We start from the raw sequence: 13,960 nt of genomic DNA, 5'->3' as shown, positions 1-13,960 counted from the left end.
TCTACTTATGGTTTTTTTGCTTTAATTCACTCACCGTAACAAACGTGTAGCCACGAACCGATAGCTCCCTTAAAATAATATCGAGTGCTTCCGGCGTTATGGACGACAAAGCGGGTAACATAATGACGCGGCCATTCTCTGTGTCATCAAGAATCGATCGAGCCATGTGAGCAGAATTTTGAGGGTCATTTACTTTTATAGCGTCCCCTACAATACTCTGATCAATGGCATTTTTCAGCTTTTCATTCAATGTTTCATACGGAGGACGCACAAATGAAGGCGTTTTATCCGTCAGTTTCTTGATCAGTTCGTTCGTCCTCTTTACTTCCTTCTTGATCTCTTCTTCTGGCAAGTGATCCAGTTGCTTATGACTCCAGCTATGATTCCCTATTTCATGACCTTCAGATGCAACTTGCTTTGTAAGTTCAGGGTAGAATGAAACACGCTTTCCCAACATGAAGAAAGTCCCCTTTGCCTTGTACTGGTCGAGCACAGAGAGGATATCTCGGGTGACAGTAGGATCAGGTCCGTCTTCAAAGGCGAGGGCCACCTGCTTGTCACCTGAGTTATTTTCAACTGAGTCTGTTGTAATCTCATTATCCACTTCGGACTCTTCGGACTCATCTCCGGTGGTTGGGCTTTCCGAATCCCCTATACCGATAAATCTGTCAGCTAATTCAGCTTCCAGTTCCGACTTAGGCACCGCAATGGTAACAGGTCCAGCCGCTGCTGACGCGATTTGAGAAGGATTAAAATGGACAACAATCTCATTTTCTTTAAGCGCAATGTTATCAAAATTAGCTGAAGTCGGTTTGGTGCCCTGGCTGACCCAACTATATTCAGCTTCAGCTAGTGCATCTTCTTCCGTCATTCTTTTTTGAACGGCTTTTGATAACGCCTGTAAGCCTGCCTTCGTATTTCCATCCCTGAAGAAGTCCTCAATAACCAGCTGTTTTCCTTTGTCACGGTCAAAGTTCATGACTTTTTTGGATGATTCCGTTTTATCCTGACCGTATTTCTTTTCATTATCAAATTGAACAACGAAAAACTGGTCATTTAAATAAACAACACTAAAATCAATATTCAATTCATAATTACGGTCAGTCTGAGCCTCCTGCTTCAAATTGTAGCTTTCTTTTTTGAATTCAGATATCTGCTGATTAACGTAGTCTTTAACCCGTTGATTAATCTGGTCATTCGAGGTTTCAGGATAGTGTACCGCCAAATGATAGTCCGGGTATTCCTCTATCTTTGATTCTATATTGATTTCAAACGGCGCTGCTTTATCGTGTCCTGTCGCTGTTACTTCTTTTTGATTATTCTTGTCCAGGTACGAACACGAACCTAGTATCATCAGCATCGTTACAGTTATATATACAAGTGATTGTTTCATGCAGTTCCCTCTCCATAACTTTTCATTTCACCACACATTGTAACACAACTGTAACAGAAGATTAATATATTCGTTATTTTCAGTTAATTTTTTTTACATCTGTTAATTTTCATTAGGAGGGGTTCGTTACCCTAAAAAGAATTGGGGTGGCTTTGAAACAACTCGCTTTCCTGCGGGGAACCGGCAAGCCTCCTCGGTCGCTTCGCTCCCTGTGGGGTCTCGCCGAGCTCCTTTTCCCGCTAATTAACTGGGAATTTGCCTTCTGGATAGAAGCTCTGCCGTATTTGAACTATCCAGCTCCGGCGTCTAGCGGCTAGTGAGACTTCCCTCGCTTCTGTACGATAAGTCAACATCGAATCACGTCGTTCTTCGTGTTTCCTTTATCTCCTCCAGCTCAGTCCAGTCCATACGCTGCTGATCAAGACGCCTCCGCTTTCATAAGGGAGTCTCGTCGTTTCAAAGCCACCCCATTCGACATGGATATAAACGAACACCTATGTAGAGAAAGCGTCTTCTCTAGCATGATTATCACGTATGAGGTGTTCTATGCTCTGTCGCGATTATTGACTTTACCGGCAAAAAGGGCCCAACTTATATTTCGATTAAGGAATGGCTCCTTCAGTGAAGTGAAGAGCTCTCATGTACGCTAAAAATAGTTGCCAAGTTTTTCAAATATTCATCATCACCATGTTTAGAGACGATACTTACCTAAAACTATAAATTTGTCCTTAAATCCCACAGTTCTGGGAAGAACCGATGATCGAGCACTTTTTTCAAGTAGCCGACACCTGAGGAGCCTCCGGTGCCCATCTTATGACCAATGATGCGCTCCACGGTTTTCATATGCCGGAACCGCCACTGCTGCAGTGAATCCTCGATATCCACCAATTTTTCCGCCAGCTGGTATAACTCCCAATGCTTTTCCACATTCAAATAAACTTCACGCCATGCGGCCTCCACAGTCGGATCAGCTTGATAAATTTCGGTGTAATCACGATTAATTAAATCAGGATTGATATCAAAACCGGCTTCATAAAGTTTTTCAATGGCAGCATCATAAAGGCTGGGCGCTTGGTACGCTTCAGTCAGCTTTTGATGGAGCTCAGGGTCCTTCTTATAAATGGACAGAACATGAGCGGTTTTATAGCCAAGCGCAAATTCGACCATGCGATATTGATAGGATTGAAATCCTGAGGCTTGGCCAAGATGATCGCGAAATTCTATGTATTCAGCGGGAGTCAGCGTCGAAAGTACATCCCACGCATGGATGATTTGGTTCTGGATCGTTGTAACGCGCGCCAACATCTTGAAGGCGGATTGCACTTCACCCGACCGAATAGCACTAATAGCGGCTTGCAATTCATGTAGGATTAATTTCATCCACAACTCACTCACTTGATGAATGATGATGAACAGCATTTCGTCATGATGATCGGAAAGCCGTTTCTGGGAGGATAATAACTGATCAAGCTCTAAATATTCCCCGTAAGTCATTTTTTCTTTAAAATCCGTATGAACGTGCTCATTTTCTTTTGAATCTTGATAACTCATAAAACTCTCCCTTTCTGTGATCAATTATATGCCCCGAACCACCTTAGGAGTACCAGCCATAAAGCGGCTGGCCCCTATAACATGTCGAGCGCCAACGAGGTGACCGTATACCCTTTCCTTTGTTTAGATAACCATCCGTGATCTTCCATCATATTTAGCAATTGGGGAATATATTTTTCCGGCCAATCAGAAAGAAGTCCGAATGTCTGCGCTTCATGAAGCTGCAAGGAGCGGATTTTATGCGTCGCTTTACCTGATAACATGTGCACCAACATATGCGTCGGGTAGTGATCGCCATAGGTCTCCACAAGGTTGATGACCATTTGGGCCTTTTCAAATGTTAGCGGGAAGTCTTTCACTTTGATCACGACATCATCGCGTTGGTATTTCACAAGTTCCAACAGCTGAACAAGCTCTTCTCTGTCAGCCCGATTTTCAGCTGCCAAATCAACAGGAAGACGTGCCAACCAATTTGGGAGCTGTGTTAATACAGCCATATTGTCAATTTCAAACGTCGATAACCATTGTAACGCATTGTTGTGCTGATTGTGAGGCAGGGTCATGTTTTTCAACTCACGGTATACCATGAGCGCAGGGTACTGATTCATCACATCAGATTCTGGTTGGTAATACATGATCCAATTCGCTACGTGGAGATTTTCTTCCAATTGATGATGATCGGTCAATAACCAGGATTTCAGCTCTGCTAATTGCTGCAGCTTTGATGTTATGTCGTGATTATGGTTAATGATGTGAGTAAATTCATCTTCAAGTTTCCCTAGTCGTGTCTCGGCTTTCATCACATTGAACTCTTCTTGAAGGGAAATCATGTGCTGATCGACTGTATATTCGACTGTATAATGGCAATTCTCACAGTGACATGCAATGGCACGACGAGAGGAGTCGAACGTCAGATGTTTTTCATGGTTACATAAATTCTGCTGCTTATTCAGCCAGCTTGCGGGAACTGTTCGGAATGGACGCATCATATATTCCAAGCGATCACGCCATCTTGCGACATCCTCCGGGTACTTCAATACAGCCAACAGAGAGGACTGGTTCATGCGTTCTAACGACTGAATCACCGCTTTTTTCTTGCGAGTCAATTTAATTAAAGGGTGAAGGTGAAAGGCCTCAGCAATTTGGTTGAGCCAATATTCTCTCGAATAGCCTGCAACCATGGTGTTGAATTGATAATCTTGCAACACGTGATTAACGTGCACGGCTAAGGCGGCAGCTGACAGCTTTGTGAAGTCTTCTTCATACACATCTTCTTCATCAAGAATCAAGCCATCCTCAACCGATATATCACGCCAAAGCATTCGATCAGGCCGGATTAAGTGAGGGTAGATGGTTTCGTCTTTTCCTATAGGCACAGGAAGCATCACGTCATCTGGCAGTGCAGACAGTAAAGCCCGTTCAGAAATTAAATCATTGAGTCTCGACAGCACACTTCGTTCATATTTATGTCCAATCGAACGTACTTTTTTGTGTTCTCTTCCAATGGGGATCAGAATTAAATAGGGGTAACGCTGGTCATAATGAACAAGTTTGTCAGGTAGTTCCATAATGATTTCCCCTTCATGACATGGATTTATAATTATTATAGAATTTTTCGTGCTATGAGTTACCAATCACAACTGCCATACGCGTTAATCAGTTAAAACGTCTATAGGATAATGAAAGAAAAGACCCGTTTCAACGACACCAGGAATAGCAGCCAGCCGTTCTTCCATATCGCCTTCAATGCTGTCAAACCGGACATCAAGAATGAGGTTACCTGCTTCAGTGATAACCGGCCCATCCTTCCCTGCTGCTTTTCTTAACGTAATGTCACTGGTTTCCATTTGACTTAAACGGTCTTCGACTAAATGGACGGCTCTCGCATCGACCTCGACTGGAACAGGAAATGATGCGCCTAAACGCTTAACAAATTTGCTTTCATCCACCAAAATATAAGTCTTCGGCGAGCTTGCCATCACAAGTTTCTCAGCAAGCATGGCACCCCCTCGACCTTTGATCAGCCGTTTATTCCCATCAACCTCATCTGCTCCATCGAATCCCCAATCGGGCTGGTGCGCCATGAGGGTGGTGGTCGGCACACCTAGAATAGCGCAATTCATCTCCACTTCCTTTGAAGTTGGGATGGCTGAAATATTCAAGTCCTCTTCTTTGATACGCTTCGCAATCGACTGCAGCGCTATAAAAGAGGTTGAACCTGACCCTGCTCCAATGACATCTCCATCTTTTACGAATTGAGCTACTTTCGCCGCAACGCGTGTTTTTTGTGATTGATGACTAATTTCTGTTCCCCACTTCAAATCAGTTGCTAGTTTATTTTGCCACTTCATGAAAACCCCTCCCTTTATTTGTATTCCCTAAATCCACGGAAAAAACATGCTTCCTGTCATCACTTTTCTTTCTATATATACCATAATATAGTTCTAAAAAAGAAAAAACCTCGTCGAAAGACAAGGTTGCGCTCACACTAAATTATGTTTGAAGGCGTATACGACGGCTTGAGTGCGGTCATGAACTTCTAATTTTCCAAGGATGTTACTTACATGCACTTTTACTGTTTTCATCGCAATGAATAACTGTTCTGCAATTTCCTGGTTGGTCTTCCCTTCCGCCATTAATAACAAGATTTCCATTTCACGTTCAGTCAAGTGCTCATGGTGATATTGAACGGGTTTCGTCCGCATCTTTGTCATGATTTTCCCGGTCACTTCGGGCTCGAGAATAGACTGACCCTCATGGGTCGCCCTAATAGCATCAGCGATTTCCTCTGCCTTAGACGTTTTTAACATATAGCTTGTCGCGCCTGCTTCCAAGGCGGGATAAACTTTTTCATCATCAAGAAAACTCGTCACAATGATGATTTTAGCTTCCGGCCACGCGTCTACAATTTTTTTGGTCGCTTCAATGCCATCCATTTCTTTCATCACTAAATCCATCAGAATAATGTCCGGTTTACTTTCCAGTGCGAGTTTCACGGCTTCATGTCCATCGTTTGCTTCAGCTGTTACTTCGATGTCAGGTTGGGCAGATAAATAAGCTGAGACTCCTATGCGCACCATTTCGTGGTCATCGGCAAACAACACGTTAATCATCTTTTTCTTCCCCTTTCATTACACGAGGAACCTTCACTTCCAATCGGGTCCCTTCTTTTTCCAAGCTGACAACCTTTAACGAACCACCGACCTCTGCTGCCCGCTCTTGCATGTTTTGCAATCCGTATGAGCTCGCTTTGGCTTCTTCAACGTTGAATCCTATTCCGTCATCCACAACACGCATGATCACATGCTCATCACGTTCGATTAACATAAAGGTTAAATGATCGGCTTTTGCATGACGTAACGTATTCGATACTGCTTCCTGCAGGATTCTAAATAGTTGGTCTTCAATGCCTTTATCTAACTCAAGTGCTTCGACTTTCCAATCAATTGTCATGGGGACTTTTTGTGTCAGTTCGTCAAGCAGCTCCTCGACACCTTCGGATAATGATTGATTATTTAAAGCAACCGGACGCAAGTGCAGAAGTAAGGCACGCATTTCCAATTGCGATTGATGGATCATCTTTTCCACCATGGCCAATTGTTTATTGACGGATTGATTTTCAGGGGTATCCGTCTGAGTATCATTAATAGCAGACATCATCATTGATGCCGCAAACAATTGTTGACTGACCGAATCATGCAGTTCTCTCGCCAATCGACTCCGTTCTTGGGCCACCACTTCCTGCAAACTTTTTTCGCGTTCATTCGCCCGTTCCGTGGCCAGACGCTGAGACAATTCAGTCTGTTGCTTTAATTTGTCTTCCAGTTGAAACAGATGATCCTGGATTTCACTTAGTTCGTTGACTTCCATATCATCGTGCTCCAATTTGGTCCCATTCATAAGGTCCTCCAGTTTTTGGTCCAGCGTATGCAGTTTGCGACGCCAAAACCAACCGTACGAAATGCCGCTGATAAATCCAGCTATCACGGAAAACGCTAAAATTACGGCTGCGAACGGGAGATCAAATAAGTGGACACTCCATAAGTCCTGCCAATTGTCTAAAGGGAACGCACTAAAGGTCAGGATGGACAAACCAATCGCAAAAAATAAAAACCATAACAATCCAAGGACCATCTGCCGTTGAAGTAAGCTCATATCCGCTTCACCTCAATATCCCCGGACACCATGGACGTCACTATTTTCACCCTCGGCTTTTCTGTAGCGTAATGTTCCGTTTTATAGGACACAAGCTGATTAAATAATCGCTCTTTCTGGTGATGAAAAATGCGAACCCGACCCAATAAGGCACTATGGTGCACGCTGACTTCCACCTCATAAGGCACGAGTATCTCGATATTTCCGATCATATGCCTAATCGATATAACGGCTTCATCATCAGGCAGGACGGTGTTGCTTAAGTCGATGACACGGTCACCAAACCCGCCATGAATGTTAATATCATTCCATTTATAAGGCATTGAATCGGTCTTTTGATCGCCGAAAAATTTTTGCCGAAACAATGGGTCTTGCGGAATCACAGCTTCAGAAGGCTCTGTTATATCAGGTTTAATATGATCAGGATTCGTTTTTGATCGTTGGTAACTAAGCAGAAACATGACCACCAATGCAATCAGGACAAATCGAACGGCAATCATGTTCAATACCGTAAAAAATAAACTGACGGCTCCAATCCAAAACAGGACTTTCCCCCAAAAACGATGGTAGCGTTTCAATCCAAAATATATCATGAGGCCGGAAAACATAACCGAAAATATCAAGCCGCCATTAAAAAAAGCAACTTCTACGACAAGGAGAATGACCCCGATGATGATAATCATATTTAACGTATCCGTTGACATGCGCTGAAACACAGGATCTCCTCCTTCCCGCTTATGTAAGAACAAAGGCACAAGCACCCCGGGAGCTCCGACACGCATAAGCAAAACACCAGGAGGAAGGTGTGGTCTTTCCTTCCGCAGGGTTGGTTGCGTATGTCGCGAGGAACTGGGCGCTGGAGTCGGACGCGGCTTATTAGGTCCAAATTTTATAGTTCCCTAAGCTATCAAAAAGACGCAGAGGACTGCGCCTTTTTACTATATCATGATTGTGATTGATCTGGAACGGGTTCTTTGTTGTCCAGCTCTTTTTCAAGATGAGCCATTTTGCTGTCAAATGTGTTGCGATAGTAAGAACTATTCACTTTATACTCTAAATCGTCAATGTAACGGTCAATCTCTGCAAACCGTGAGTAAGGCTTGTCCGATGTATCTTCCATGACCTGGTTCATACGGTGGTGAGCACGTGCGATGTTCTCCCGCCCCATCAATTCCATACGCTTGAGCCTCATATCCTTCAGCCTGTGCTTCATATCCTCATACTTATGTTCCAACGTTTCGAGCTGCTCCTCTGCATTGACACGTGATGCTTGCAACCGCTCAGCTCGCGCTTCATATTCCTGCTGCTCTTTCACCGCAAACTCGTACATATTCTCTTCCCCGGCTTTCCGGGCGATTTCTGCTTGGTGTTTACGCTTTTGAGCCATATCTTCTGACCGCTGGCATTCCTGTCCAAACTCATCTTTAAGCCGATATTGACGCTCAACCAGCTTACGTACCTTTTCGGTTTCTTGCTCACTTTCTCGTAAATACTGGTTCAACATGGCGATAGGGTTACGTTGTTCCTTTTGATCCAGAGCTTCATGAAAATCGGCCGTAATCGAGTCTTTTAAACGCGTAAATATATTTGCCATTTCGTATCTCTCCTTTTTTTAGTCATGATACACTTCATTATTTGTTCAATTCTGCCCATTGTCTCTCAAAATTCGTGAAAGGGTCGTTACGTCTTGGCTCAGCGGGCTCGTCCACTGAAGAGGCCTTGTCCATGCGCCATTTTTTATAAATGACGTAAAGCACATAAGCTGCAGCCACGCCAATCACAGCGTAAATATTCGATATCGTCACACTGAGTACAATCAAGCCGACAACAACCCAGCCGATTTTTCCAGCAGTGGATTCACTTTTAAGAAACTGCTTGAACACGACATATAACAGCCATATCCCTACAGCCAGGAGAATCATTGGGCCTAAATTAGCGAGAAGGACCATTAAAGCCACAAGTCCTGCTAAAAAAATTAGAAATTTCTTCATCTCATTCCCTCCTTCGTTTAATCTATCTTCATCTTACGCGTTCCCGAAAGGTTGCATAATGAGCTGGAGATATATTTTCATATAAGCCTAGAGGCGTATTTAAGGGGCTGGGCATAAAAAAAGCCGACACAGTAAGTGTGCCGACTAATCCGTAATCTCCTCTTGCTGGATTTGTTTTTTCAAGGACTGCATACGTTCTCGGTCCAGTTCTGCTTTATCCGTTCGTAAAGCCTTATAAAGAGAGTAGACCATAAGCAACATGATCAGTGAAAATGGAAATGCAGCAGAAATTAATGCATTTTGTAAGGCTTGTAAACCACCAGTGTACAGGAGCACAGCAGCGGTTGCTGATTGAGCAATCCCCCATGCGAATTTAACCATCTTAGGCGGATTAAGGGAGCCGTTTGTCGTCTGCATGCCTAACACAAATGTGGCTGAATCAGCTGATGTTATGAAAAACGTCGCAATTAACATGAGCGCGATAATGGATAATAATAAGCTCATTGGGTATTGGTCAAAAACCCCAAACAGCATTTGTTCCGGCGCCAGACTGGCAAGTTCAGCTCCTTCATCCTGTTTAACAATCGCCGAGCTTCCAAATGCGGAGAACCATAAAAAGCTGACAATGGACGGGACAAGCAGCACGCCGGATAGAAACTCCCGAATCGAACGTCCTTTCGAGACACGGGCGATAAAAATGCCAACAAAAGGCGACCATGCGATCCACCAGGCCCAAAAGAAAACCGTCCAGTTATTCACCCATTTTTGCTGTTCTTCATTATTCGGTGCAATGCGCAAGCTTTCTTTCGGGAGAGTGTAAATATAAGACCCCAGTGAATCAACCAGCATGTTCATGATGTATAACGTCGGCCCGATTATCAAAATCAATATAAATAAGAGGCCACCTAAACCCATATTTGCGTTACTCAGATACTTAATCCCTTTACTCAAACCTGTATAGGCGGAAACCATGAACAACACAGTGACCACGGCAATGATGATCAATTGAACGCCAAATCCTTCATCGATGTCTGTCAAGTACGTAATGCCTCCATTAATTTGGGCAGCTCCGAACCCAAGGGTGGTCGCTACGCCTACAATGGTGGCAAACACTGCGATAACATCCACAACGATCCCCCACGGGCCTTTCATTTTCTCACCGAACAGCGGCTCTAACGTGGCGCTAATCAACCCGGGCGCACCGCGACGGAATTTGAAATAAGCTAGTACCAGGGCTACGATGGCATAAATCCCCCACGCATGGACCCCGTAATGGAAAAACGTAATCCGCATCGCATCAGCAAGAGCTTCCGGGGTCCCGGACTCTGCTGTAGGCGGATTGGTTATATATTGCTGAATTGGTGCAGCCGCCCCATAAAAGACCAGCCCAATACCCATTCCTGCACTGAACAGCATGGCGAACCATGTGGAATAGCTATAATCCGGCTTGTCCTCTGGTTTCCCCAATTTCATTTTGCCGTAAGGGCTGAAAATCATATATAAGCAAAATCCAACAAAAAGCGTAACAATTAATAGATAATACCATCCAAAATGGACCGAGATGTACGATTGGATGTTGCCCGTAATTCTTTCTAAATTTTTCGGGGCAATTGACCCCCAAACGACAGAAAATAACGTAATGGCTAGCGTAATCCAAAATACCGAAGTTACTTTTTTCATTACCTTCTCCTATCTCATGATTTGGTGGAAGTTTGTTGTTAAGGGAATAGTATCCGATTACAATAATCAATACCCATCTGTTTTTTTAATAAACAATTGGTATAATGAGAACCCAGTTGTAAGCAAATTAGGATTAATTTGTATTTGGCAATTAACTGTGTATGAATGAGGGTTATAAGGCTTTTTTAAAGTTTGTTGTTGATATTTGAAGTGGATATTTATCTCGAAACGGGGGCTTCGCCTCGATTTCGAGATGTTTTTGGGGAGGTGTAGGGCCGTTGGGGAAGGATTCGCTTTCCTGCGGGGGAACTGGCAAGCCTCCTCAGGCTTCGCCTTCCGAGGTCTTGCCTTGCTCCTTCTCCCGCGGGAGTCTCACCCTTCCCCAACGGCACTTGCCATATAGGCTTCTCGAAACCACTTGGTTGATATTGAATGAACATACCTTCTCAACGCATTTAGCCAAATACAATTTATTTAAAGTAGATTACATTAATAGTAAGGGAGAAGTTGATTGTAAATGACTAATCTATACTTCGTGAGACATGCCCATTCTATATATTCTCCGGACGAGTTAGGGAGACCATTATCAGAAGACGGCTTTAATGATGCTGCTAAGGTTACTAGGTTATTTAACTCAGAACAAATTAACCATGTCGTTTCAAGTCCTTATAAACGAGCTATTCAAACGGTGGAAGGTATCGCTAAACAAATAAACAAAGATATTACAATTGTAGATGGGTTTAAAGAACGTACGTTAAGCAAGGACCCGGTCAAAGACTTTCCTTCTGCTATTACAAAAGTATGGGAGGATTATAACTTTTCCTGGGAAGGTGGGGAGTCGAACTTAGAAGCTCAAAAGAGAGGCGTCGCTGCCACGTTGAATATATTGGAGAAATTCAGAGGAAAAAACGTTGTGATCGGAACTCACGGCAATATAATGGTTCTCATTATGAATTTCTTTAATGAGCGCTATAATTTCACTTTTTGGAAAGAACTCGAAATGCCAGACGTTTACAAATTAACATTTGATGATAAAGCGTTACTAAGCGTTAAACGGATATGGGGAAAAGAAACGTACGAGTAACATGCATCGGAAAAATCGTCTGTTTTAATGGACCGGTTATGGAACCCCTCCCTTGAAACCCAAAAATTCCGAAGTGTTTCTGGATTGCATTGATGGTTTGTTTGGTAGGGATTAACTATGTGCGGGCGTTGGCTTATATTTTGTGAGCATTGGAATGAATCTGAGTTGTTTCGGCATGTAAAGTCGTCCAGGCATGAAAGATGCCGAATTCGGCTTATAGTTTTGTAGATTCGGCAGGGTGAGGAGCCAGGTTGGATCGGTCACGTGCTGATTCGGCGTGGTGACCTCAAAATTTGGCACGTAACCTATTTCCACTAGGGCACTTGAATGATATATATTCGCGTTTGGTTTATAAACAGACGATGTGGCTTACAAAACGATTGCATCAGCCCGGAAAACAGACTAACAGGCTCGTAGATTTTCCCTGCCCCGGCCAATGGATTGAATATCTACGAATTAGGCTTATAAATCACAAAGACCGGAACACATTTCTACAGAAATCTCCATGTAGCAGCAGGCGTTTCCACATACGCTGACATGCAGCAACGGTAATTGTCGATTTTGAAAGACTGTGGAGGAAATCTCTCCTATTCGTCGCGCTCCCATTTTAAGGTAGAACGTTCAGCATTTGGGTTGCTATCTATCGTGACGTTCTGCAAGCCGTATTCAGCTGCTGTATCGATGACATGCTGCTACAAAGATTGACCAACACCCTCGGCTGTATGGTAAGAAGTCCAGTTATAAACTATAGAATCCGCACACAATCTCTCCGTATTTCATCACATAGACCGGGTTTTGCTTAATCAGCAATATTGTTCGGAATTTTTGGGATTTATTAGTCTAGTCTCTATCCATTTACGTAATGACCTGGAGTTCCTTTGGATAACGGGTTAACGTCTCACAACCATTCGCTTTCACCAGGACATCATCTTCAATTCTAACCCCGCCTAACTTACTATCATAAATCCCTGGTTCAATTGTATACGTCATCCCTGCTTTTAACTTATCATTATTCAAATGACTCATCGAAGGGAATTCGTGAACATTGATCCCGATTCCATGACCAAGCCGATGGGGGAAGCGATCGCCAAACCCTGCTGCTTCGATGATATCTCGGGCCGTCTGATCCAAATCACCGATGCGCGTACCTGGCTGGCTGATATCCAAAGCTGCCAGCTGGGCATTCAAAACTGTCTGATAAATGTCTTCCTGTTCAGAGGTGATATGTTTGAACGCAAACGTTCGGGTAATATCAGAGGTATAGCCCTTCCACTCTACCCCAAGATCGAATAAGACAAAATCCCCTGATTTCAATGTACGATTCCCCGGGTTTCCATGTGGCGAGCCAGAATTTTCCCCGAACAACACCATTGTTGAGAATGACATCTCGCGGACGCCTTTCTTTTTCAGCTCGAACTCGATTTTGGCGAGAACCTCCATTTCGCTGACACCTTCGTCTAAAGCGTCCACCCCTATTTTTATACCATAATCGGCTAATTCAGCTGCTTCTCTCATAACCGCGATTTCTTCCTCGTCCTTCACAACGCGCATGTGATTAAGCTGCACTTCTACGTCCACAACGTTGACGTTTGGAAACATGCCGAGTAATGATTCACTGCGTCCATAGGACAATACATTTTTCTCCAAACCGATCGTTTTTACATTGATGATCTCACGTTTGTTCAAATCATCCTTCAATAGCTCCCAGGGATTTTCATGATCCTGATAGCCGATGATATGCGAATCCCACCCCGATTGCCTCAACTGCTCAGCTTCCATTTCGGGGATGATGGCGATAGGTTTCGTGTGAGGAAAGACCATCATGCCAAGCAAACGCTCGTGAGGATCGGTCTGAAACCCCGATAAGTAAAAAAAGTTTTCGGGTGCATTAATAAATGCAGCATCGATTTGCTGATTTTTTAAATAGTCGCATATGTTTTGCAATCGTTGGTTCATAGAATCTCTCCTTCTGTTTGAATGTTGTCCTTCTATCATAGCGGAAATGGGCCATTCAAAAAACAGTTTAGATAAATCAGTACATATGAACACTTTTCAACAATACCGCGCTCTCATTTCTAATCAGATTCCTTTCAGATATAATGGAAT

The 13,960-nt window shown here is 43.5% G+C and carries 12 protein-coding genes; 1 reads left to right on the top strand and 11 read right to left on the bottom strand.

The annotated features are described in order from the left end of the window. Position 1: 1 nt before the first annotated feature. From HOP45_RS04220 to HOP45_RS04175, 10 genes are all read right to left on the bottom strand, one after another. Positions 2–1,393, bottom strand: coding sequence for a polysaccharide deacetylase family protein (locus HOP45_RS04220; protein ID WP_181347660.1), 1,392 nt, complete (start codon positions 1,391–1,393; stop codon positions 2–4). A gap of 714 nt (positions 1,394–2,107) precedes the next feature. Beyond that, positions 2,108–2,944, bottom strand: coding sequence for a tryptophan 2,3-dioxygenase (kynA, locus tag HOP45_RS04215; protein ID WP_181347659.1), 837 nt, complete (start codon positions 2,942–2,944; stop codon positions 2,108–2,110). Positions 2,945–3,018: 74 nt separating this feature from the next. After that, positions 3,019–4,512 (bottom strand): RQC-minor-2 family DNA-binding protein, encoded by a 1,494-nt coding sequence (locus tag HOP45_RS04210; protein ID WP_181347658.1) that lies wholly within the window; start codon positions 4,510–4,512, stop codon positions 3,019–3,021. Between the two features lie 84 nt (positions 4,513–4,596). Beyond that, positions 4,597–5,295, bottom strand: a complete 699-nt coding sequence (gene rpiA, locus HOP45_RS04205) for a ribose 5-phosphate isomerase A (protein ID WP_181347657.1) — start codon at positions 5,293–5,295, stop codon at positions 4,597–4,599. A 132-nt stretch (positions 5,296–5,427) separates the two neighbouring features. Then, positions 5,428–6,057 (bottom strand): response regulator transcription factor, encoded by a 630-nt coding sequence (locus HOP45_RS04200; protein WP_181347656.1) that lies wholly within the window; start codon positions 6,055–6,057, stop codon positions 5,428–5,430. Beyond that, entirely contained in the window at positions 6,050–7,099 is a 1,050-nt protein-coding gene (locus tag HOP45_RS04195; RefSeq protein WP_181347655.1) for a sensor histidine kinase, read from the bottom strand. The genes HOP45_RS04200 and HOP45_RS04195 overlap by 8 nt, the downstream gene beginning before the upstream one ends. Further along, a complete protein-coding gene (gene liaF / locus HOP45_RS04190) occupies positions 7,096–7,815 on the bottom strand; it encodes a cell wall-active antibiotics response protein LiaF (protein ID WP_181347654.1) in 720 nt (239 codons plus the stop codon). The genes HOP45_RS04195 and liaF overlap by 4 nt, the downstream gene beginning before the upstream one ends. Positions 7,816–8,042: 227 nt before the next feature. Further along, positions 8,043–8,693, bottom strand: coding sequence for a PspA/IM30 family protein (locus tag HOP45_RS04185; RefSeq protein WP_181347653.1), 651 nt, complete (start codon positions 8,691–8,693; stop codon positions 8,043–8,045). A 37-nt stretch (positions 8,694–8,730) separates the two neighbouring features. Continuing rightward, on the bottom strand, positions 8,731–9,090 hold the full coding sequence (locus HOP45_RS04180) for a lmo0954 family membrane protein (RefSeq protein WP_181347652.1): 360 nt from the start codon (positions 9,088–9,090) through the stop codon (positions 8,731–8,733). Positions 9,091–9,234: 144 nt separating this feature from the next. After that, positions 9,235–10,770, bottom strand: coding sequence for a glycine betaine uptake BCCT transporter (locus HOP45_RS04175; protein ID WP_181347651.1), 1,536 nt, complete (start codon positions 10,768–10,770; stop codon positions 9,235–9,237). 517 nt (positions 10,771–11,287) lie between these two features. Here HOP45_RS04175 and HOP45_RS04170 point away from each other — a divergent pair. Beyond that, entirely contained in the window at positions 11,288–11,854 is a 567-nt protein-coding gene (locus tag HOP45_RS04170; protein ID WP_181347650.1) for a histidine phosphatase family protein, read from the top strand. An 855-nt stretch (positions 11,855–12,709) separates the two neighbouring features. Here the strand turns inward: HOP45_RS04170 and HOP45_RS04165 are convergent. Next, a complete protein-coding gene (locus HOP45_RS04165; RefSeq protein ID WP_181347649.1) occupies positions 12,710–13,810 on the bottom strand; it encodes a M24 family metallopeptidase in 1,101 nt (366 codons plus the stop codon). Positions 13,811–13,960 lie beyond the last annotated feature (150 nt).

The sequence above is a fragment of the Thalassobacillus sp. CUG 92003 genome (genome assembly GCF_013618635.1).
In the GTDB taxonomy this organism is placed as follows: Bacteria; Bacillota; Bacilli; order Bacillales; family Halobacillaceae; genus CUG-92003.
This window is presented reverse-complemented; position numbering and strand designations above follow the sequence as displayed.